The sequence below is a fragment of the Streptomyces sp. N50 genome (assembly GCF_033335955.1).
Taxonomy (GTDB): domain Bacteria; phylum Actinomycetota; class Actinomycetes; order Streptomycetales; family Streptomycetaceae; genus Streptomyces.
Genome location: NZ_CP137549.1, coordinates 1,335,381 through 1,356,899, shown reverse-complemented (window position 1 = coordinate 1,356,899; position 21,519 = coordinate 1,335,381). Strand labels below are relative to the sequence as shown.

Below are 21,519 nucleotides of genomic sequence, written 5' to 3'. Positions count from 1 at the left end.
GCCTCACAGCTCGAACGACTCGTGGTGGATACGGCGGTCCGGCACACCGGCGGCGCGCAGTGCCCCGTACAGCTCCTGGGCGAACGCGTGCGGGCCGCAGATGTACACGTCGTGCCCGGCGAGATCGGGCACGGCCTGGCGCAGCGCCGTCGCGCCGAGCGAAGGGCGTTGCCCCTGCGGCCCGTTGAGCGCGTACAACACCTTCGCCCCGCGCCACTGCGCGATGGCCTCCAACTCGGCGCCCAGCGCCAGGTCTTGAGCCGAGCGCGCCCGGTACAGCAACGTCACCTCACCCGGCAGCGTCTCGAACAGCGCCCGCAGCGGGGTGATCCCGACCCCGGCCGCGATCAGCAACGACCGCTGCGCGGTGCGCCGTTCGGCGGTCAGCGAGCCGTACGGCCCCTCCGCCCACACCCGCGCCCCCGGCCGCAGCAAGGGCACGGCCGCGCTGTGGTCGCCGAGCGCCTTGACCGTGATCCGCAACAGGTCCCTGCGGGGCGGCGCCGACAAGGAGTACGGCGTCGACGTCCACCCCATGCCCTCGCCGAAGAACCGCCAGCGGAAGAACTGCCCTGCCTGCGCGCCGAGTTCGTCGACATGCCGGCCGCGTACGACGACGGAGTACACGCCCGGCGCCTCCCGGTGCACGGACTCGACCCGCAGCCGGTGCCGCAGGTTGAGCCGTACCGGGGCGAGGATCCGGTACCAGAGGACGAGGGCCGCGACGCCGAGATACAGCGCGTACCAGGCGTCCGTCGCCCCCGCGTGGCCGTTGAACTCGTTGCCCAGGGACAGCTGGTGGAAGAAGGCGAGGAACACGGCGACGTAGGTGAGGAGATGGACGTAGTACCAGAACTCGTAACTCACCCTGCGCCGCGCGGCCCGCGCGGAGGTGATGCCGACCGCGAAGAGAACGGCCGCCCCGAAGGTCGCCTTGAGCATGTCCGGGTAGTCCAGGACGACCGTGACCGCCTCGTGCACGATCGAGGCGCGGTCCTGGGCGGCGTACCCGAGCAGGATGAACACGACGTGCACGACCAGCAGGCAGACCGTGTAGCGCCCGGCCATCGCGTGCCAGCGCGCCACCCGGTCCGAGCCGACCCGGCGCTCCAGCAGCGGCACCCGCGCCATGAGACCCACGAGCACGGCACAGGAGTACCCGCACAGCAGCCCGGCGATCCGTCCGATCCCGGTCAGCCAGCCCGCCGCCCCGACCACCGACCCGGTGTCCGCCCACCAGAGGGCGACTGCGGCCGCCGCTCCGGCCCACAGCAGCCCGAGCACCGCGCCCGCCGGTGAACGCCGGGGGGCCGGCGCCACCGGCGGTGCCGCCCGCCGTTCGTACACCGTGGTCATGTGTGCGTCCTTTCACCCGTCCTGCACGCAACTGTGCGGGCCGAACCTCTGAGGGATCTCTCAGCGAACGCCTTTCTCAGCTTTCTCAGAGGAAACTCAGAGCCGCTCACGGCGGCCGAGGACGCCACGAGGGGAGATGCTGGTAAGTGCCATGAACACGACCCGCTCCGGCCGACCGGCCCTCACCCGCCCCGACGGCACCCCCGTGCGCGTCCTCGTCGTCGACGACGACCCCGACCTCGCCGAGGTGCTGTCCGGCGCCCTGCGCTACGAGGGCTGGGAGGTCCGCGCGGCCGGCGACGGCGCCTCCGCGCTCGCCGGGGCGCGCGAGCTGCGGCCCGACGCCGTCGTCCTCGACGTGATGCTCCCGGACACCGACGGCTTCGCCGTGCTGCGCTCCCTGCACGAGGTGAAGCCCGATGTCTGCGTCCTTTTCCTCACCGCCCGGGACACCGTCGAGGACCGCATCGCCGGCATCACAGCGGGCGGCGACGACTACGTCACCAAGCCCTTCAGCCTGGAGGAGGTCGTGGCCCGGCTGCGCGGACTGCTGCGCCGCGCGGGCATGGCCCGCCAGCAGGAGGAGGGCCCCCGGATGACTGTCGGGGACCTGGTCATGGACGAGGAGGCCCGCGAGGTCACCCGCGCGGGCGACCTCGTCGAGCTGTCGCCGACCGAGTTCGAGCTCCTCCGCTTCCTCATGCGCAACCCGCGCCGCGTCCTCAGCAAGGCCCAGATCCTCGACCGCGTCTGGTCCTACGACTTCGGCGGCCAGGCCCATGTCGTCGAGCTGTACATCTCGTACCTGCGCAAGAAGGTGGACGCGGGCCGCGCCCCCATGATCCACACCGTGCGCGGGGCCGGGTACGTGCTCAAGCCGGTGCCCTGATGCGGGGACCGCGCTGGCCGCACACCCTGCGGGCACGGCTGACGGCGGGCCTGGTCGTACTCCTCGCGGTCAGCTGCGCGGCCGTAGGGGTGGCCGCGGTGATCGAACTGGACGGCTTCCTCACCGGCCGCCTCGACCAGCAGCTGACCGAGGTCGGGACCCAGTTCCCGGCCAGCCTGGAGCACCAGGGCCAGACACTCACGGACCACGACGCCGACGACCGGGAACGCGGCGACACCCGCCGCCAGGCACCGGGCACGTTCGGCGCCCGCCTGGTCGACGGCACCGTCACCAACGCGGCGGTCGTGCCCGCCGACAAGGACGACACCACGACCGACCTGAAGGTCACCCTGACCGCGCGGGACCGGCGGGAACTCGCCGCCGTACCGGCCGACGGCAGGGCCCGCACCCTCCACCTCTCCTCCCTGGACAGATACCGCGTCCTCGCCTCCGAGGGCCGGGACGGCGACGTACTGATCACCGGCCTGCCACTGGAGTCGGTGGAGGCCACCGTCCACCGGCTGGAGACGGTCGAGGCGATCGTCTTCGGCGCCGCCCTCCTGATCACCGGCTTCGCGGGCGCGCTCTGGGTCCGCTGGTCGCTACGCCCCCTCAGCCGCGTCGCCGCCACGGCCACCCGGGTCAGTGAACTCCCGCTGGCCAGTGGGGAGGTGACCCTGCCGCCCCGGGCACCCGAGTCCGATCCGCGCAGCGAGGTGGGCCGCCTCGCCGGTGCCTTCAACCGCATGCTCGGCCATGTCGAGGACGCGCTCACCCACCGGCACGCCAGCGAGGAACGCCTCCGCAGCTTCGCCGCCGACGCGAGCCACGAACTGCGCACACCGGTGGCGTCGATCCGGGGCCACGCCGAACTCGCCCTGCTGCACCCGGACCCCGTCCCGCCCAAGGTCACCCGGGCACTGGAACGCATCGCGTCCGAGTCCACCCGCATGGGCGTCATGGTCGACGAGATGCTCCTCCTCGCCCGCCTCGACGCGGGCCGCCCCCTGGAACGCAGCCCGGTCGACCTCACCCACCTCGTCCTCGACGCGATCTCCGACGCCCGAGCCGCCGGCCCCGACCACCGCTGGACCCTCCAACTCCCCGAGGAACCGGTCACGGTCACAGGCGACGCCCACCGCCTCCAACAACTCCTGGCCAACCTGCTGGCCAACGCCCGTCTGCACACACCGGTCGGCACAAAGGTGACGGTGACCGTGGAGACGGGCGACGGCGTGACCTACTTGGTGGTCCACGACGACGGCCCGGGAGTCCCGCCCGAGATCCAACCGGGAGTCTTCGAACGCTTCACCCGAGCGGACCGCCGCCGAACAGAGGGCGGCGGAGGAGGAGCGGGCCTCGGCCTGTCGATCGTGGCGGCGGTGGCGGAGGCACACGGGGGAAGCGTGACCCTGGAAAGCCACCCGGGGGCGACGACGTTCACGGTGAAACTTCCATCAGGCGGACGCACCTAGGGGCGCGGGGAACTGCGCGCCCAGCCACAACGGGCCCGTACCCGCCGTACAACCGACACCTGAACGACGCGATCGCGCATCAGTACCGAGCAATGGCCGTAGCCCCGCTAACCGTCCCGATAGCAATATGCGGCCCCCGCCCAGGAACAACCCACGCAAGAATCCTCCGCATCGCATCCCCCGGCACAGACACACAACCGGCGGTAGCCCCACGCCCGTTGACATGCAAAAAGATCCCAGCCCCCCGCCCCTTCACCGGCTTGGCGTAATTGAACCCAACGACAAACCCGTACGCATACTGGGTCGGATACGAGATCAACCGCTCGGACTCCGACGCCCTGCAATCACTCGCCAGGGGCTCACTCCACCGGTTGTAGACCCGAGACCGAGTGTCCTCACACCACCACGAACTCCCGCCCACCCGCCGGTACTTGGCGCGGGTCCCACCCGGAGCCGCCTTGATCCCGAAGGCATACGGCAGGTCGTACAACCCCGTGGGAGTCGTGGAGGACCCCTGCTTACGGGACCCACCCTCAACGAGCCCTTTCGCCCCGAACCGAGCAGCGGCAGAACCGGCCTTGACCCACACCCCACCCCGCCGCTCCCACCAACTCAACGTCCCGACAGTGGAGTTGGCATGCGGCGCCTCCGCCAGGATCAGCTGACTCCCACCCCCGGTATCCGCGAGCGACGAGGGCGACGGAGGCTCCACCGCATGCGCGGGCACCGCACCGAGCAGCAGAAGAAGGGACGCGGACGCAAGGGCGAGGACACCGGGACGCATGGCTCAGACGGTAGAGCGCGCACGAGGTGACGGCAGCTCAGATGGGCCAAACAGGGAAGACGCATCCGGCCCAGGCATGACCGTGGCCGCCCCGGCCGGCGTTCATCGGGGCGGCCACGGCTGCCTGTCACGTCACTTGGTGAGCGTGCAGGCGGCCAGGGAGTCGAGACCGGAGGGCTTGGTGCCCTGACGGCCGATGGCGATGGCGATCCGGTCGATGGTGGACACGCGCTTGTCCTTCAGCGGGCCGAGGATCGCGTTCTGGACGAAGTTCGCGCCGCCCTGTCCGACGGTGTCGACGAGCCGCTTGTTGGCCTCGGCGATCTGGGTGTCGAGAAGGGTGAGGTTCCGGTCGACCTCGGCCTGCGCGGAAGCCGGAACGGCAGGCAGCTGCGACTTCACGTCGGGGCAGGAGATCGTCCCGACCGCCGTACTGGTGTCCGTCCCGCCGGCCGCGTCGTCGGCGGCGGACGCCGTGGCACTCGGAGTCGCGGTGTCGGTCGCTCCGGTATCCGTACCGGTGTCGGTCCCGCCCGTCTCGGTCCCACCGACGTCGGTCCCACCGGTGTTCAGGGCGCAGGTGGCCAGCGAGTCGAGCCCGGTCGGCTTGGTGCCCTGACGGCCGATGGCGATGGCGATCCGGTCGATCGTCGAGACCCGCTTGTCCTTCAGCGGGCCGAGGATCGCGTTCTGGACGAAGTTCGCGCCGCCCTGTCCGACGGTGTCGACGAGCCGCTTGTTGGCCTCGGCGATCTGGGTGTCGAGGAGGGTCAGGTTCCGGTCGACCTCGGCCTGCGCGGAAGCCGGAACGGCAGGCAGCTGCGACTTCACGTCGGGGCAGGAGATCGTCCCCGGGTCGGACAACGTCCGGGCGCTCTGCGCGGTGCTGCTCTTGTCCGGCGTCCCGGCGAGAGCGGACCCGGCGATGACCGCGCCGGACAGCACCACGGCGGCGGCACCGCCGATGAACACGACGCGACGCTTGTTGTACTTGGGGAGAGCCCTGGACATGCGAATGCCTCACTCGGGTCAGGGGTGAACAGGGGGTGACTCGTGGGGGGAAACGCGGCGCCTGCGTTCGGCGAGAGGTACGGGAAAGCGGTTGCCGATGTTCAAGGTTCTTTCAAATTGACGAATCATGCATAGCTCTGCATAATCATGCATGCGAGACAATGCAGGGGCACCACAGAACGACGACCCCCATCCACAGCCTTAGAGGAGCAGCGCAAGTGAGCAGCAACAGCGGTGACGTACGGCTCTGGGGCGGTCGTTTCGCCGACGGTCCCGCCGAGGCCCTGGCGAAGCTGTCCGCGTCCGTCCACTTCGACTGGCGGCTCGCGCCCTACGACATCGCCGGTTCCCGCGCCCACGCGCGCGTGCTGCACAAGGCGAACCTCCTCACGGACGACGAGCTGAACCGCATGCTCGCGGGCCTGGACCAGCTCGCAGCGAACGTCGCCGACGGCTCCCTCGTCGGCACGATCGCCGACGAGGACGTCCATACGGCCCTGGAACGCGGCCTGTTGGAGATCCTCGGCCCCGACCTCGGCGGCAAGCTGCGCGCGGGCCGCTCCCGCAACGACCAGGTCGCGACCCTCTTCCGGATGTACCTGCGCGACCACGCCCGCGCGATCGGCGGCCTCATCGCCGATCTCCAGGACGCGCTGGTCGGCCTGGCGGAGGCTCACTCCGACGTGGCGATGCCCGGCCGCACCCACCTCCAGCACGCCCAGCCGGTGCTGTTCGCCCACCACATGCTGGCCCACGTGCAACCGCTGTCCCGGGACGCGGAACGCCTGCGCCAGTGGGACGAGCGCACGGCGGTCTCGCCCTACGGCTCGGGCGCACTGGCAGGCTCTTCCCTCGGCCTGGACCCGGAGTCGGTGGCGAAGGACCTCGGCTTCGAGCACGGTTCGGTCGCCAACTCGATCGACGGCACGGCCTCGCGTGACTTCGTCGCCGAGTTCGCCTTCATCACGGCGATGATCGGGGTGAACCTCTCCCGGATCGCCGAGGAGATCATCATCTGGAACACGAAGGAGTTCTCCTTCGTGACCCTGCACGACGCGTTCTCCACGGGTTCGTCGATCATGCCGCAGAAGAAGAACCCGGACATCGCGGAACTGGCGCGAGGCAAGTCCGGCCGCCTGATCGGCAACCTGACGGGCCTGATGGCAACGCTCAAGGCCCTCCCGTTGGCCTACAACCGCGACCTCCAGGAGGACAAGGAGCCGGTCTTCGACTCCATCGACCAGCTCGAGGTCCTGCTCCCGGCGTTCACCGGCATGATGGCCACCCTCACCATCCACCGCGACCGCATGGAAGAACTGGCCCCGGCCGGCTTCTCCCTCGCCACGGACATCGCCGAGTGGCTGGTCAGGCAGGGCGTCCCCTTCCGGGTGGCCCACGAGGTCGCCGGCGAGTGCGTCAAGGTCGCCGAGTCCGAGGGCATCGAACTGGACGGCCTGACGGACGACCAGTTCGCCAAGATCTCCCCCCACCTCACCCCCGAGGTCCGCTCGGTCCTCAACGTCCCCGGCGCCCTCGCCTCCCGCAACGCCCGAGGCGGCACGGCCCCGAGCGCGGTGGCGATCCAACTGGCGGAAGTGAAGCGGGATGTGGAGACCCAGCACGCCTGGTCAACAGCCAAGAGCTAAGTGTTCTTAGGGGCGCGGGGAACTGCGCGAGCAACCACGACGCACCCGCACCCGCCCATCGCACCGCAACAACCCGAGCTCCAAGGCGAAGGTCATCCCGGGTTACGTTGGTCGCAGCCGCACCACAGCCGACCGACCGGAGCCCGCGATGCCCTTCGCCCGACTGGCCACAGCAACAACCCCCACCAGCCACATCGGACTGGGCCTCGCCGCAGTAGGCCGCCCCGGCTACATCAACCTGGGCCGAGAAAAAGACCTCGGAGAGACCCGCACCGTAGAAGCCCTCCGCACCCGAACCCACGAACTCCTGGACGCCGCCTACGCACAAGGCGTCCGCTACTTCGACGCCGCCCGCTCCTACGGCCGCTCCGAGGAGTTCCTGGCCGACTGGCTGAAATCCCACCCCGACCGGGACGACATCGTGGTCGGCAGCAAGTGGGGCTACACCTACACCGCGGACTGGTCGGCGGACGCCGAGACGCACGAGGTCAAGGACCACAGCGTCCAGACCTACGACCGCCAGCGCGCCGAGACCGCGAACCTCCTCGGCGACCGCCTCGACCTCTACCAGATCCACTCGGTGACCCCGGACAGCCCGGCCCTCACCGACAAGGAACTCCACGCGAAACTGGCCGAGTTGGCGGCGACGGGCGTGACCATCGGCTTCTCCACCAGTGGCCCCGCCCAGGCGGACGCCATCCGAGCCGCCCTCGCCGTGACGGTCGACGGCGAACCCCTCTTCCGTACGGTCCAGTCGACGTACAACGCCCTGGAGACCTCGGCGGGCCCGGTCCTGGCAGAGGCGCATGACGCCGGCCTCGCGGTGATCGTCAAGGAGGGCATGGCCAACGGCAGGCTCGCGGAACCGTACGCGCCGGACGCCCTGAAGGCCGTGGCCGAAGAGACCTCACTCGGCACGGACGCGATCGCCCTGGCCCTGATCCTGCGTGAGCCGTGGGCGGGCGTGGCCCTCTCGGGCGCGGCGACGGCAGGGCAACTGGCCTCCAACCTGCACGCGGCGGTCGTGGACCTCGACGAGGACCAGCTGGCCCGCCTCGGCGCGCTGGCCGAGGACCCGCACGCGTACTGGGAGAAGCGCGGACAGCTGCCCTGGCACTGAGCGGTTCCGGGCGACCGCCCTACCCTCCCCGTGAGACAGCCGCACCCATGAGACAGCCATGCCCGCGATGAGACATGAGTGTCTCATGTGGGTTATGGTTGTCTCATGGCTCTCGACCGTGACCACGTACTCCGCGCCGCCGCGGCCCTGCTGACCCGTAAATCCACCGCGACCATGGACGAGGTCGCCAAGACGGCCGGGATCAGCCGGGCCACGCTGCACCGCCAGTTCGCGGGCCGCGACGCGCTCGTACGGGCGCTGGAGGCGCTGGGCATCGCGGAGTGCGAGGCCGCGCTGGAGGCGGCCCGGCTGGACGAGGGCCACGCGGAGGACGCCGTACGGCGGCTCGTCCGCGAGGTCGAACCGGCCGCCGGTCTGCTCGCCTTCCTCTACACCGAGAACCAGCTGTTCGAGGGCGAGGAACAGCACGCGGGCTGGGCCCGGATCGACGACCGCATCACCGCCGTGTTCCGGCGCGGCCAGCAGCACGGCGAGTTCCGCATCGACCTGACGCCCGCCTGGCTCACCGAGGCGCTGTTCGGCCTGCTGGCCTCCGGTGCCTGGATGGTGCAGAGCGGCAAGGGCGCCCCCAAGGACTTCACCCGCATGATCGCCGAGCTGCTGCTCGGCGGCGCACTGCGACGAGACGAAACGCAAGACGCACCACAGAGAGAGGAATCATGACCAGCACCCTGCGGCCGGCGATCGCGACTGAGACGGAGAAGCGCCCGGGCCGCTGGCTCGCGCTCTCCGTCCTCGTGCTCGCCGTGCTGCTGGTGGCCGTGGACGCGACCGTCCTCGGCCTCGCGACCCCGTACATCAGCGAGGACTTGAAGCCCTCCGGCACCCAACTCCTCTGGATCGGCGACGTCTACTCCTTCGTCATCGCGGGCCTGCTCGTGTCGATGGGCAGCCTCGGCGACCGCATCGGCCGCAAGAAGATCCTGCTGATCGGAGCCGCGGCGTTCGGCGCGATATCGATCCTCAACGCCTACGCCACGACACCGGAGTTGATGATCCTGGCCCGGGCGCTGCTCGGCGTCGCGGGCGCGACCCTGATGCCCGCCACCCTCGCCCTGATCCGCAACCTCTTCCACGACCCGCGCGAACGCAGCCTCGCCGTAGGCATCTGGGGCGCAACGGCCTCCGCCGGTACGGCAGTCGGCCCGGTGGCGGGCGGCTTCCTCCTCGAACACTTCTGGTGGGGCTCGGTCTTCCTCATCAACCTGCCCGTGATGGCGGTCCTGGTCCTGGTGGGCATCAAAACCCTCCCCGAGTCCAAGAACCCCAACCCGGGCCCGTGGGACCTGATCAGCGTGGTCCTGTCCCTGATCGGCGTGATCGGAGTGGTCTACGCGGTGAAGGAGGCCGCGACCCACGGCTTCGAGCTGCCCTCACTCGCGGTAGGCATGCTCGGCGCGGCGGCCCTGTACTGGTTCGTACGCCGCCAACTCACGCTCCCGGCCCCCCTGTTGGACATGCGCCTGTTCCGCAACCGAGGCTTCAGCGCGGCCGTCCTGGCCGACCTCCTGACCATCCTCGGCCTGTCCGGCCTGGTCTTCTTTCTCTCCCAGTACCTTCAACTGGTCCAGGGCAGGGGCCCGTTCGAGGCGGGCCTGGCCGAAATCCCCGCCGCCGTAGGCGCGGTGGCGGCCGGCCTGATCGCGGGAAGGGTGGCCCGGCGCTACTCGGTCCGCGCGGTGGTCGCCGGCGGCCTGGCAGCCGTGGGCCTGGCCCTGGCCGTACTGACAACCCTCGATCAGTCGACCGGCTACCCGCTCCTGGGCGCCGCCCTCCTGGTGGTCGGCGTAGGCGCCGGCTTCTCCTTCACGGTGACGGCGGACGTCATCCTGTCCTCCGTCCCGAAGGAACAGGCGGGCGCGGCATCAGCGGTGTCCGAAACGGCCTACGAGTTGGGCGCGGCCCTCGGTATCGCCGTACTCGGTTCGATCGTGACAGGCGTGTACCGGGGCTTCGCGGCTCCGGCGGGCACACCGAGCGGGGCACACGAGTCATTGGGCGGAGCGGTGGAAGCGGCGGGCAGCATGCCGACCCAAGCGGCCCAGGAAATGCTGACCTCGGCGAGAGAAGCCTTCGTCAGCGGCCTCAGCGTGGCATCGGCGGTAGGCGCAATGGTCTTGCTGGCAACGGCAGTTGCAGCATGGTTCATGCTCAAGGGGCAGAACCTGGAAAACGCCGCCTGAGGGGATGCTTTTAGGGGGGGGCGCGGGGAACTGCGCGACCAGCCCCCACGCACCCGCACCCGACAACGAACCCTTAAGCGGCTTTCGCCTTGGTCGCATACATGTCGACGTACTCCTGCCCCGACAACCGCATGACCTCAGTCATCACAGAGTCGGTCACAGCCCGCAACACATACCGGTCCCGGTCCATCCCCTCATACCGAGAGAACTCCATCGCCTCACCGAACCGGACAGTCACCTTCCCCGGCCGAGGAAACCCCGCCCCACCCGGCTGCAACTTGTCCGTACCGATCATCGCGAACGGCACGACCGGCGCACCCGTCATCATCGTGAGCCGAGCAATCCCGGTCCGCCCCCGGTACAGACGCCCGTCGGGCGACCGCGTCCCCTCGGGGTAGATCCCGAAGACCTTGCCCTCCTCCAGGATCCGCCGGCCGGTCATCAGGGCCGCGACCCCGCCGTTCGCGCCGTCGCGGTCCACCGGGATCATGCCGACGCCCGTGAAGAACCAGGCCATGAGCCGCCCCTTGAACCCCTCACCGGTGACGTACTCGTCCTTGCCGATGAACAGCACCTGCCGGTCGCAGACCAGCGGAAGGATCATCGAGTCGATGAAGGTGAGGTGGTTGCCGGCCAGGATCACCGGACCGTCTCCCGGGATGTGCTCGATTCCCTCCACCCGGGGGCGGAACATCAGGCGCATGATCGGTCCGAGCACTGCCTTGATGAGCGCGAAGCGGGACAACGGGCCCTCCGGTGTCAAGGGGTTCGATATAAATCTGTGCAGGTGAGGACGATACTCGCGGCCCCGGGGGTATTGCACATCGGGTTCACCGAGGTCTTACGCAGTGTTGACGCACGTTTACCTGCGGTGTCGCGCGAGAGCCGTCCCGTAACCGGGCCGCCATGTTGTGACGCATCTCGCGTTCCTCGGTGACGGAGTGTCAAACCTGCCGACCGGTACGACATCCAGCGTCACCGCCGTGTTCCGGCCGAGGTCTCCCGCCCGTCATCTACGCGCACCTACGATCGGCGCGCAGCGACGGGGCGACGCCAGGAGGTTTCATGGACACGCAGGGAACGCAGGGGCCGAACGAGCGAGCGAACGGCACCGGACGGCGGGCGCTGCTCGGCGCCGCCGTACTCGGCGCGGGAGTGGCCGCACTCGGACCGGCGGGTACCGCGAGAGCGGCTGAGGCCACGTCGGCCCGTCATGGCGGCGGCCTCAAGGACCTGCCCAAGCCGACGATCGTCGGTCACCGCGGCACCAGCGGCTACCGCCCGGAGCACACCTTCGGCTCGTACAACCTGGCCCTCGACATGGGCGCCGACATCGTCGAGGCCGGTGACCTGGTCCCCACCAAGGACGGTCACCTGGTCTGCCGGCACGAGCCGGAGATCGGCGGCACGACGAACGTCGCGGACCACCCCGAGTTCGCGAGCCGCAAGACCACCAAGCTGCTGGACGGCGTCTCCACGACCGGCTGGTTCACCGAGGACTTCACGCTCGCCGAGCTGAAGACCCTGCGCGCGATCGAGCGCATTCCGGCCAACCGCCCGCACAACACGCTCTACAACGGCCGCTGGGAGATCCCCACCTTCGAAGAGGTGCTCAAGTGGCAGGACGAGCAGACCCGTAAGCGCGGCAAGCAGGTCTGGATCTACCCCGAGATGAAGCACCCCACCTACTTCCGCAAGCGCGGGTTCGAGATGGAGAAGCTGCTCTCGACGATCCTGCGCAAGCACGGCAAGGACCGTAAGAACTCGCCGGTTCTGATCCAGTCCTTCGAGCCGACCAGCATCGCGAAGATCAACAAGCTCGTCGGCAACCCGCTGGTCGTGCTGCTGTCCGGCACGGGCACCCAGCCCTTCGACTTCATCGACCAGGGCGACCCGCGCACGGTCGACGACCTGGTCACGCCCAAGGGCCTCGCCGAGATCGCGAAGTACGCGGACGGCCTCGGCCCGACGCTCGACCTGATCATCACGAAGAACGCCGACGGCAGCCTGAACAAGGAGACCACCCTGGTCGCCGACGCGCACAAGGCGGGCCTGATCCTGCACCCCTACACCATGCGCAACGAGAACCCCTTCCTGCCGCTGGAGTACCGCAAGGGCACGGCCGCGGACGCCTACGGCGACGCGTTCGGCGCCTTCAAGCGGTACTTCGCCACCGGCATCGACGGCGTCTTCACCGACAACGCCGACACCGGTCTGCTGGCCCGCGCGGACTTCGTCAACGGCTGAGCCCCGCGCCCCGTTGGAGTGACAGACGGCCGCCCCGGCAACCTCGTGCCGGGGCGGCCGCGTCGTGCCGCATATGACGCACCAACTTGTCGCCACCTTGCGCCCCTTGCTCGCCGCCGAGGCATCGGCCGAGGCATATGCCTCCGGAACCGAGCCCGGCGACCTCGAACAGGCCGTCTGGCTCCGCCTCCTGGAGCTCCTCGACGCCTCCGGCCCCCCGGTCGACCCCCAGCGCTGGCTCCGCCGCGCGGTCCGCTCGGAGGCCCGCCGCACCCGCCGTACCGCCCGCATCGAGCAGTCGTACGGCGACGAGCCCGTCGACGACAGCGACCGCGGTCCCGAGCAGGCCGCGATCACGGCCGCGAGGCATCGCGCGCTGCACGACGCGGTGAGCCGACTGCCCGGCCGCTGCCCGCGGCTGATGGAGGCGCTGCTGTCGCCCAAGGACCTCACCTACCGCGAGATCGCGGGGGAGTTGGGTATCTCACAGGGCAGTCTCGGCCCGGAACGTTCCAGATGTCTGGGATGTCTTCGGCGATTGCTGACGCCGGAGGTTGCGGCCCACGAAGCGCGGGGATAGGAGTGAGGAATCAAGTGGCGATCAGGTGAGCGGGAGGCGTGCGCACATGGGCATGAGCGTGACCATCTCGGTGGCGACCGAGCAGGACTCAGAGCAGATCTTCAGGCTGCAGTACCTGTGCTTCCAGAGCGAGGCGGCGCTGTACGGCAACTACCGCATCGACCCGCTCGTCCAGAGCCTCGACTCGGTCCGGAGCGAGGTCGGCTCCGACTGCGTCTTCGTCGCCCGGCTGGGCGAGGAGGTGGTCGGATCGGTCCGCGGCACGGTGACCGAGGACGGCGCGGCCGCCATCGGCAAACTCTGCGTCCACCCGCGCCTCCAGGGCCACGGCATCGGCGCCCGCCTCCTCCGCGCGGCGGAGTCGGCCCTCGCCGGGGAGCGCGGCGCCAAGAAGTTCCGCCTCCACACCGGCCACCGCAGCGAGGGCAACCTCCGCCTGTACCGCCGCGTCGGCTACGAGACCGTAGGCACCTCCCAGGGCGACGACGGCGTACCGATGATCGTCCTGGAGAAGCCGGTCGAGGCGTACGTCGCTACGGCGTGACGGTGTCGGTGCTGTCGGCCGTGCGGTTCTTCCGCAGCCAGTACAGCGCGGACAGCGGCAGCAGCACGGGGATGAAGACGTACCCCGCGCCGTAGTACGACCAGACCGTCGCGTCCGGGAACGCCGAGCTGTCGATGACGGTCAGCGTTCCGACGACGAGGACACCCGCGAGTTCGGCGGCGCAGCAGACCTGTGCCGCCCTGCGGGCCGTCTCGCCGCCGCGGATCAGGGAGTACGTGATGAATCCGTACACCACGCCCGCCACGGCCGACAGGGAGTAGGCGAGCGGGGCCCGGTCGAACTCGGTGGCGATCTGGTAGACGGAGCGGGAGACCGCGCCGACGACCATCACGCCGTAGAACCAGACGAGCAGCATGCCGGGCCCGCTGATGAGCCGCTTCGGCTTCTCTTCCACGGTGTTCTCTTCCACGGTGGTCATCTCAGCTTCCCCAGATGTCGTAGAGCCGCACTTCGAGGACGGCGAGGACCACACCGCCGGCCGCGGCCGTGATCGAACCCCAGCGGGTGCGCTCCGTCAGGGACATGAAGCCCGCCGCCGGGACGGACGCGAACGCGCCCAGCAGATACGCCACGAAGATCACGGTGCCCTGCTCCGCCTTCTCACCGCGCGCCAACTGCACGATGCCGACGACCAGTTGGACCGTGGCCAGCAGGGTGACGACGGCCATGCCGATGAAGTGCCAGTCCTTGGTCGGCTGATCACGGTAGGCCGCCCACCCGCACCAGGCGGCGAGCAGCAGCGCGGCGACACCGGTCGCCAGCGTCAGGGCATCAAGCATGGAGTGACCCTATTACGGGCCAAACGGCAGGTGACCGTAGGGTCGGGAACATGAAGATCCACGCTGAGGCCCTCCTGTTCGACAACGACGGCACGCTCGTCTCCTCCCTCGAATCCGTACGCCGGTGCTGGACCCGGTGGGCACAGGAGTTCGGGATCACGGCCGAGGACTTCGCGCGGACCGAGCTGCACGGGCGGACCGCCGTGGCGATAGCCGCCGACCTGCTGCCCGCCGATGTCGTCCCGGCCGCGGTCGCGCGGATCGAGGCGCTGGAGGTCGAGGACGTGCCCAACGGCGGCGCGACCCTGCTGCCCGGCACCCGGGACTTCCTCGACTCGCTGCCCGCCGACCGCTGGGCCGTCGTCACCTCCGCCACCCGCCGCCTCGCCGAGGCCAGGCTCGCGCACGCCGGCATCCTCCCCAAGACCCTCGTGGTCGCCGAGGACGTCACGCGCGGCAAGCCCGACCCCGAGCCCTACCTGCTCGCAGCCCGCCAGCTGGGCGTCGACCCGGCCCGCTGTGTCGTCTTCGAGGACGCCCCGGCGGGACTCCAGGCGGGCCGCGCGGCCGGAATGATCACCGTGGCATTGGCCACAACGCACGAGGCCCACGAGCTCGACGCCGACCTTGTTGTGAGTGACCTGTCAGCCCTGTCCGCGCTGGTCAGCGACGGGGGAGTGGAGATCTCCGTACGCGGCTGACGGACGTCCGCCGCTGTCCGGGATGCGGACAGCGGCCCTTTGTCAGGACCGTACGTCTGCTTTACTGATTCCATGACCACGACGAGCTACCGCACCCTTGCGACCGAGGCGACCCTGACGCCCGGTGCTCGTTGTATGTGTCGAATGTGCGCCTTCTAGAGGGCCCCCGCACCACCCCCGAGCCTCGCGCCCCGAAGCGAGCCGCCGTGGCATGTGCATGTCCGTGCGTCGCATCTCGTACGTGACTGACGCCGCCCCGCGCACATTTCCCCCCTCGTACCCCGGGCACACCCACGCCCGCGTACCCGACAGTCATGGAACCCCAGTGATCACCACATCGGGCCTGACCAAGGTCTACCGCTCACGCGGCCGTGAGGTCACCGCCCTCGACGGCGTCGATCTCCACGTCCGCGAAGGCGAGGTCTACGGCGTCATCGGCCAGTCCGGCGCCGGCAAGTCCTCGCTCATCCGCTGCGTCAACCTCCTGGAGAGGCCCACCGCCGGCACGGTCACCGTCGCCGGGCAGGACCTCACCGCCCTCGCCGGGCGCGGACCGCGCGCCGGACGGGAACTCCGGCAGGCGCGCAGCCGTATCGGCATGGTCTTCCAGCACTTCAACCTGCTCTCCTCGCGGACCGTGCAGGACAACATCGAGCTGCCGCTGGAGATCCTCGGCAAGTCGGGGAAGGACCGGTCCGCCAAGGCCCTCGAACTCCTCGACCTCGTCGGGCTCGCCGACAAGGCCAAGGCCTACCCGGCGCAGCTCTCCGGCGGTCAGAAGCAGCGCGTCGGCATCGCCCGCGCGCTGGCCGGCGACCCCAAGGTGCTGCTCTCCGACGAGGCCACCAGCGCGCTCGACCCGGAGACCACCCGCTCGATCCTCCAGCTGCTGCGCGACCTGAACCGGCAGCTGGGCCTGACCGTCCTGCTCATCACCCATGAGATGGACGTCGTCAAGAACGTGTGCGACTCGGCCGCGCTCATGGAGAACGGCCGCATCGTCGAGTCCGGGACGGTGAGCGAACTGCTCGCGACCCCCGGCTCCGAGCTGGCCTCCGCGCTCTTCCCCGTCACCGGCGAGGCGCACGGCGCGGACAGCACGGTCGTCGACGTCACCTTCCACGGTGAGGCCGCCACCCAGCCCGTCATCTCCCAGCTCTCGCGCACCTACAACATCGACATCTCGATCCTCGGCGCCGCCATCGACACCGTCGGCGGACTCCAGGTCGGCCGCATGCGCATCGAACTGCCCGGCCGCTACGAGGACAACGTGGTGCCGATCGGTTTCCTGCGCGAACAGGGCCTGCAGATCGACGTGTTGGGCCAGGAGCCTGTACTGCTGAAGGAAGGTGCCAAGTGACCTGGTCGGAGATGCAGCCTCTGCTGTCCCAGGCGTGTTGGGACACCCTCTACATGGTCGGCTGGTCCACGGTCATCGCGGTCGTCGGCGGACTCCCGCTCGGCATCCTGCTCGTCCTGACCGACCGCGGCGGACTGCTCCAGAACGTCGCCGCCAACAAGGTCATCGGGCAGATCGTGAACGTCGCCCGCTCGCTGCCGTTCATCATCCTCATGGTCGCGCTGATGAACTTCACCCGGACCATCACCGGGACGACCATCGGCCGCGAGGCGGCGATCGTGCCGCTCGCGATCGGGGCGATTCCCTTCTTCGCGCGCCTTGTTGAGACGGCTGTCCGCGAAGTGGACGGCGGGCTCGTCGAGGCCGTGCAGTCGATGGGCGGCAACACCTGGACAATCGTGCGCAAGGTCCTCGTACCGGAGTCCCTGCCCTCGCTGATCTCCAGCACCACGACCACGATCGTCGCGCTCATCGGCTATTCGGCGATGGCGGGCACGGTCGGCGCGGGCGGCCTCGGCGACATCGCCATCCGCTACGGCTACCAGCGCTTCGAGACCCAGCTGATGTGGATCACCGTGGCGATCCTCGCGGTCGTCATCTCCCTCATCCAGTTCGCCGGCGACTACGCGGCCCGCTCCGTCCACCGGCGCGGCGGACGGTCGGGACCCGCGCCGAGACTCCGGCTGCTGAAAGCCGCGTAAGCGCACCCCGGGATCTCCCCCTCCAAGACTCCCCGCACCACCCACCGCGGGGTTGTAATACGCGACACCCTTCAGGAAAGGCACTTTTCGTGCGTAACACCGCAAAGCTCACCACCGCCGTCCTCGCCGCCGGAGCCCTCACCTTCGCGCTCTCCGCCTGCGGCTCGGGCAACGGCTCCTCCTCGTCCTCCTCCGACTACAGCGGACCGCTGGTCGTCGCCGCGAGCCCGACCCCGCACGCCGAGATCCTGGACTTCGTCAAGAAGAACCTGGCGAAGAAGGCCGGACTCGACCTGGAGGTCAAGGAGTTCACCGACTACGTCACGCCGAACACGGCGACGGAGGACGGCTCGGTGGGCGCCAACTACTTCCAGAACCAGCCGTACCTGGACGACTTCAACAAGAAGAACGGCACCCACATCGTGCCCGTCGTCACGGTCCACCTGGAGCCGCTCGGCCTCTACTCCCACAAGGTCAAGAGCGCCGACGCCCTCAAGAGCGGCGCGACCGTCGCCGTCCCGAACGACAGCGTGAACGAGGCCCGAGCCCTCAAGCTGCTCGCGGCCAACGGCCTGATCACCCTCAAGTCCGGTGTGGGCAACGAGGCGACCCCCGCGGACATCACCAAGAACCCGAAGAAGCTCAAGTTCAAGGAGCTGGAGGCGGCCCAGACCCCGCGCTCCCTGGACGACGTCGACGCGGCCGTCATCAACGGCAACTACGCCATCTCCTCGGGCCTGAAGCCCGCCAAGGACGCCCTCATCCTGGAGTCGGCGAAGAACAACCCGTACGGCAACTTCCTCGCCGTGAAGAAGGGCAACGAGAAGGACCCGCGCGTCAAGAAGCTCGCGAAGCTGCTGACTTCGCCCGAGGTGAAGAAGTTCATCGAGGACAAGTACGCCGGTTCCGTCATCCCGTCGTTCTGACCGTCCTTCTGAACAGAGCCGGGGGAATCACCATGCGCAAGAGCATCGCCGTCACGGCGGCCGGACTGGCCGTGACCTTCTTCGGCCTCACGGCCTGCGGTTCGGGCTCCGGCAACAGCGGTGGCAAGGACGGCACTCTCGTCGTCGGCGCCACCGCCGTGCCGGCCGGCGAGGTCCTGACGTACATCAAGGACAACCTGGCCGAGAAGGCCGGACTGAAGCTGGAGATACGGGAGTTCACGGACTACGTCCTGCCGAACACCGCGCTCCAGGAGGGCTCGCTGGACGCGAACCTCTACCAGAACCAGCCCTTCCTGGACGAGTTCAACAAGTCCAAGGGCACCGACCTGGTCTCGGTCGTCAAGGCGTATCTGCCGCCAATGGGCGTGTACTCCAAGAAGGTCGAGGACATCGGGAAGCTCGCCGACGGAGCCACCGTCGCCGTGCCGAACGAGACCACGAACGAGGGACGCGCCCTCAAACTCCTCGCCGCCAAGGGGCTGATCACCCTCAAGGCGGGGGCGGGCACGGACGCGTCCCCCGCTGACGTCGCGGCCAACCCGAAGCACCTGAAGTTCAAGGAGCTGGACCCGGCCCAACTGCCGCGCTCGCTGGACGACTTGGACGTGGCCGTCATCAACAACAACTACGCCCAGGACGCGGGCCTCAGCCCCGCCAAGGACGCGATCCTCCTGGAGTCGGCGAAGGACAACCCCTACGCCAACCTCCTGGCCGTCAAACGCGGCAACGAGGACGACCCCCGCGTCGAGAAGCTCGCGCAGCTTCTCGTCTCCTCCGACGTGAAGAAGTTCATAGCGGAGAAGTACAAGGGCTCTGTCCTGCCGGTCACTTCCGGCTGACGGGGGCGTATACGGCGTATCACCACGCACGGGGTCCACGCCCTCACCATGAGTGGACCCCGTGGTGCGGTTCCCCGCTTTCATGCTGCATGCTGGGCAGTTCAGGTAGGCCCTGAACATTTTCCGAAGGTTACGGAGCGGCGCATGACGAGCACCTTCCCCAACATCTCCATCAACACGGAGCGGTTGGTGCTCCGGCCCCTCGACGAGGACGACATCCCCGCGCTGACGGAGATGATGAACGACGAACAGGTCGGGTCCTGGACCGACGTCCCCCAGCCCTACACCGAGGCTCAGGCCCGCCGTTGGATCACCGAGTACGCGCCCACCGAACGCGCTTCGGGCCGCGGCCTCGACCTCGCCGTCACCGAGTTCCTCACCCAACGGCTGGTCGGCATCGTCCAGTTGAGCAAGACCAACTGGCATGTCCGGTCCACCGAGCTGTCCTACATCGTCGCGCCCTGGGCCCGCGGCGAGGGCTATGCCTCCGAGGCGGCGCTCGCCACCGCCCAATGGCTGTTCGGGGACCAGAAGTTGGAGCGCATCGAGCTGCGCACCGCCGCCGACAACACGGCCTCCCAGCAGGTCGCCCAGAAGATCGGCTGCATCAGCGAGGGCGTCCTGCGGGGCGCGTGCATAGCGCATGTCCATGGCGACGACGGCACCTGGAGCGACGTCCGCACCGACTTCATCGTGTGGAGCCTCCTGCCGGAGGACCTGGAGGGCACGGCCGAACAGCTCGAAGACGTCGACGGTTTCACGTCACTCGCCGACTGGAACTGAATCCGGCGGGTACGACCACGGGAGCACCGCCCAGCCGCACCAGGTACCCTCACGGTGCCCGCGTACGGGCCGCTTTCCCCGACGACCCGCGAACCACCCCTGGAGACTGACGACGATGGCCGACCGCGTCACGGTGATCGGCTGGGACGGCTCTCCGCTGACCGCCGCGGCACGCTCCGCCCTCGCCGCCGCCACCCTGGTGGCCGGCGCACCCCACCATCTCGCGCTCCCCGAGGTGTCGGAGCGCGCCGAGCGCATCCGCCTCGGCAGCGTCGCCCTCGCCGCCCGCCGCATCGCGGGCCACCGCGGCACGGCCGTCGTGTTCGCCGACGGCGACCCCGGCTTCTTCGGAGTCGTACGGACCCTGCGCGACCCGGAGTTCGGCCTGGAGGTCGAGGTCGTCCCCGCGGTGTCCTCCGTGGCCGCCGCCTTCGCCCGGGCCGGGATGCCCTGGGACGACGCACAGGTGGTCGTCGCACACAGGCGCACCCTGCGACGCGCGGTGAACGTGTGCCGGGCTCACACAAAAGTCGCCGTCCTCACCTCACCGGGCGCAGGACCCGCCGAACTCGGCCTCCTCATGGAGGGCGTCCACCGCACCTTCGTCATCTGCGAGGAACTGGGCACCGAGCACGAGCAGGTCACCGTCCTCACTTCGGACAAGGCCGCCGACCGCACCTGGCGCGACCCCAACGTCGTCATCGTCATGGGCGGCCCGGTCGGCCCGACCGTCACGGGCACCACCGCCGAGGGCTGGATCGCCGGCCGCGACCCGTCCGCCGTCGCCCGCGGCTGGACCCTCCCCGCCGAGGCCTACGGCGGACAACTGGGCGAAGGGGAAACGGACTTGCTCCGTGCCGCCCAGCTCGCCCGCCTCGGCCCGCGCGTCGGAGACCTCGTGTGGGACATCGGCTGCGGCAGCGGCGCCTTCGCCATCGAGGCGGCCCGCGCCGGAGCCGCCGTCATCGCCGTCGACCGCGACACCCAGGCCTGCACCCGCACCGACTCCGCCGCACGCAGCTTCGGCGTCCACCTCCAGATCGTCCAGGGCGACGCCCCGCACATCCTGGAGAACCTCCCCGAACCTGACGTGGTACGGGTCGGCGGCGGGGGAGTGGCCGTCGTCTCCGCGGTCGCCGACCGGCGCCCGCAGCGCATCGTGGCGCACGCCTCCACCCGCGACGAGGCCGAACTCGTCGGCCGCGACCTCACGGAGCACGGCTACCACGTGGAGTGCGCCCTCCTCCAGTCCGTCGAACTCGACACCAGGGCCTGGACGGAGACGGAACGGAGCGTCGCGTTCCTGCTCAGCGGCCTCCTTCCGGAGCGCGTTTCCTGACCCCTCGTACCGTCCCCGTGATCCTGTTGTCGTACTGCGCGCGGTAGGCTGGCGGACTGTTGTACCGCATCGGGTGACCCGGCACTTCGTTCGTCAATGTCCGGAAAACCCGCCCGTTTTGGGGTGAGTGTGGTACGGCGGAACCGGAGGACGCGCAACGTGGCGCAGTCCACAGCGGGCCGTCGCGGGTCAA

Annotated in this window: 22 protein-coding genes; 16 read left to right on the top strand and 6 right to left on the bottom strand. The window is 69.5% G+C overall.

The genetic code is table 11. The features are described from left to right. Positions 1-3 precede the first annotated feature (3 nt). On the bottom strand, positions 4-1,356 hold the full coding sequence (locus tag R2B38_RS05685) for a ferredoxin reductase family protein (RefSeq protein WP_318015240.1): 1,353 nt from the start codon (positions 1,354-1,356) through the stop codon (positions 4-6). 151 nt (positions 1,357-1,507) lie between these two features. Here R2B38_RS05685 and R2B38_RS05680 point away from each other — a divergent pair, with 151 nt between their 5' ends. Both R2B38_RS05680 and R2B38_RS05675 read left to right on the top strand, forming a co-directional pair. Next, the gene (locus tag R2B38_RS05680; RefSeq protein ID WP_318015239.1) at positions 1,508-2,245 is read left to right on the top strand and encodes a response regulator transcription factor; all 738 of its coding nucleotides are present in this window, start codon (positions 1,508-1,510) and stop codon (positions 2,243-2,245) included. After that, positions 2,245-3,720 (top strand): HAMP domain-containing sensor histidine kinase, encoded by a 1,476-nt coding sequence (locus R2B38_RS05675; RefSeq protein WP_318015238.1) that lies wholly within the window; start codon positions 2,245-2,247, stop codon positions 3,718-3,720. Before R2B38_RS05680 ends, R2B38_RS05675 begins: the two co-directional genes overlap by 1 nt. 79 nt (positions 3,721-3,799) lie before the next feature. Here the strand turns inward: R2B38_RS05675 and R2B38_RS05670 are convergent, their stop codons facing one another. Together R2B38_RS05670 and R2B38_RS05665 are read right to left on the bottom strand one after the other, a co-directional pair. Next, entirely contained in the window at positions 3,800-4,504 is a 705-nt protein-coding gene (locus R2B38_RS05670) for a L,D-transpeptidase (protein ID WP_318015237.1), read from the bottom strand. Positions 4,505-4,636: 132 nt separating this feature from the next. After that, positions 4,637-5,515, bottom strand: a complete 879-nt coding sequence (locus R2B38_RS05665; protein ID WP_318015236.1) for a hypothetical protein — start codon at positions 5,513-5,515, stop codon at positions 4,637-4,639. A gap of 218 nt (positions 5,516-5,733) precedes the next feature. Between R2B38_RS05665 and argH the strand changes: the two genes are divergently transcribed. The 4 genes from argH to R2B38_RS05645 all read left to right on the top strand — a co-directional run bounded on the left by argH (position 5,734) and on the right by R2B38_RS05645 (position 10,485). Next, positions 5,734-7,161, top strand: coding sequence for an argininosuccinate lyase (gene argH, locus R2B38_RS05660; protein WP_318015235.1), 1,428 nt, complete (start codon positions 5,734-5,736; stop codon positions 7,159-7,161). Between the two features lie 148 nt (positions 7,162-7,309). Then, a complete protein-coding gene (locus tag R2B38_RS05655; protein ID WP_318015234.1) occupies positions 7,310-8,281 on the top strand; it encodes an aldo/keto reductase in 972 nt (323 codons plus the stop codon). 105 nt (positions 8,282-8,386) lie between these two features. Then, positions 8,387-8,965: a helix-turn-helix domain-containing protein gene (locus R2B38_RS05650; protein ID WP_318015233.1), complete on the top strand. Its 579-nt coding sequence runs from the start codon at positions 8,387-8,389 to the stop codon at positions 8,963-8,965. Next, positions 8,962-10,485 carry an MFS transporter gene (locus R2B38_RS05645; RefSeq protein ID WP_318015232.1) on the top strand — a complete coding sequence of 508 codons (1,524 nt, stop codon included), beginning with the start codon at positions 8,962-8,964 and terminating at the stop codon, positions 10,483-10,485. Before R2B38_RS05650 ends, R2B38_RS05645 begins: the two co-directional genes overlap by 4 nt. A 73-nt stretch (positions 10,486-10,558) precedes the next feature. Here R2B38_RS05645 and R2B38_RS05640 read toward each other — a convergent pair whose 3' ends face one another. Beyond that, positions 10,559-11,230, bottom strand: a complete 672-nt coding sequence (locus R2B38_RS05640; RefSeq protein ID WP_318021589.1) for a lysophospholipid acyltransferase family protein — start codon at positions 11,228-11,230, stop codon at positions 10,559-10,561. Positions 11,231-11,550: 320 nt separating this feature from the next. On the opposite strand from R2B38_RS05640, the gene R2B38_RS05635 reads away from it, so the two are divergent. The 3 genes from R2B38_RS05635 to R2B38_RS05625 all read left to right on the top strand — a co-directional run bounded on the left by R2B38_RS05635 (position 11,551) and on the right by R2B38_RS05625 (position 13,856). Next, entirely contained in the window at positions 11,551-12,732 is a 1,182-nt protein-coding gene (locus R2B38_RS05635; RefSeq protein ID WP_318015231.1) for a glycerophosphodiester phosphodiesterase, read from the top strand. Positions 12,733-12,805: 73 nt separating this feature from the next. After that, positions 12,806-13,312, top strand: coding sequence for a sigma-70 family RNA polymerase sigma factor (locus R2B38_RS05630; RefSeq protein ID WP_318015230.1), 507 nt, complete (start codon positions 12,806-12,808; stop codon positions 13,310-13,312). A gap of 46 nt (positions 13,313-13,358) precedes the next feature. Beyond that, complete coding sequence (locus R2B38_RS05625) at positions 13,359-13,856, top strand: GNAT family N-acetyltransferase (protein WP_033282214.1); 498 nt, start codon at positions 13,359-13,361, stop codon at positions 13,854-13,856. Here the strand turns inward: R2B38_RS05625 and R2B38_RS05620 are convergent. Both R2B38_RS05620 and R2B38_RS05615 read right to left on the bottom strand, forming a co-directional pair. Continuing rightward, complete coding sequence (locus R2B38_RS05620; protein ID WP_318015229.1) at positions 13,846-14,295, bottom strand: hypothetical protein; 450 nt, start codon at positions 14,293-14,295, stop codon at positions 13,846-13,848. The genes R2B38_RS05625 and R2B38_RS05620 overlap by 11 nt on opposite strands. A 1-nt stretch (position 14,296) precedes the next feature. Further along, positions 14,297-14,656 (bottom strand): hypothetical protein, encoded by a 360-nt coding sequence (locus R2B38_RS05615; RefSeq protein WP_033282216.1) that lies wholly within the window; start codon positions 14,654-14,656, stop codon positions 14,297-14,299. 50 nt (positions 14,657-14,706) lie between these two features. Here R2B38_RS05615 and R2B38_RS05610 point away from each other — a divergent pair, with 50 nt between their 5' ends. The 7 genes from R2B38_RS05610 (at position 14,707) to cbiE (ending at position 21,326) form a co-directional block, all read left to right on the top strand. Next, positions 14,707-15,357 carry an HAD family hydrolase gene (locus tag R2B38_RS05610; RefSeq protein WP_318015228.1) on the top strand — a complete coding sequence of 217 codons (651 nt, stop codon included), beginning with the start codon at positions 14,707-14,709 and terminating at the stop codon, positions 15,355-15,357. A 325-nt stretch (positions 15,358-15,682) separates the two neighbouring features. Then, on the top strand, positions 15,683-16,717 hold the full coding sequence (locus tag R2B38_RS05605) for a methionine ABC transporter ATP-binding protein (protein WP_318015227.1): 1,035 nt from the start codon (positions 15,683-15,685) through the stop codon (positions 16,715-16,717). Continuing rightward, on the top strand, positions 16,714-17,418 hold the full coding sequence (locus tag R2B38_RS05600) for a methionine ABC transporter permease (protein ID WP_262058620.1): 705 nt from the start codon (positions 16,714-16,716) through the stop codon (positions 17,416-17,418). Before R2B38_RS05605 ends, R2B38_RS05600 begins: the two co-directional genes overlap by 4 nt. A gap of 89 nt (positions 17,419-17,507) precedes the next feature. Then, positions 17,508-18,344, top strand: coding sequence for a MetQ/NlpA family ABC transporter substrate-binding protein (locus tag R2B38_RS05595; protein WP_318015226.1), 837 nt, complete (start codon positions 17,508-17,510; stop codon positions 18,342-18,344). Between the two features lie 32 nt (positions 18,345-18,376). Further along, positions 18,377-19,204, top strand: a complete 828-nt coding sequence (locus R2B38_RS05590; RefSeq protein WP_318015225.1) for a MetQ/NlpA family ABC transporter substrate-binding protein — start codon at positions 18,377-18,379, stop codon at positions 19,202-19,204. Between the two features lie 144 nt (positions 19,205-19,348). Continuing rightward, on the top strand, positions 19,349-19,987 hold the full coding sequence (locus R2B38_RS05585; RefSeq protein WP_318015224.1) for a GNAT family N-acetyltransferase: 639 nt from the start codon (positions 19,349-19,351) through the stop codon (positions 19,985-19,987). Between the two features lie 115 nt (positions 19,988-20,102). After that, positions 20,103-21,326, top strand: coding sequence for a precorrin-6y C5,15-methyltransferase (decarboxylating) subunit CbiE (gene cbiE / locus R2B38_RS05580; RefSeq protein WP_318015223.1), 1,224 nt, complete (start codon positions 20,103-20,105; stop codon positions 21,324-21,326). Positions 21,327-21,519: the final 193 nt, after the last annotated feature.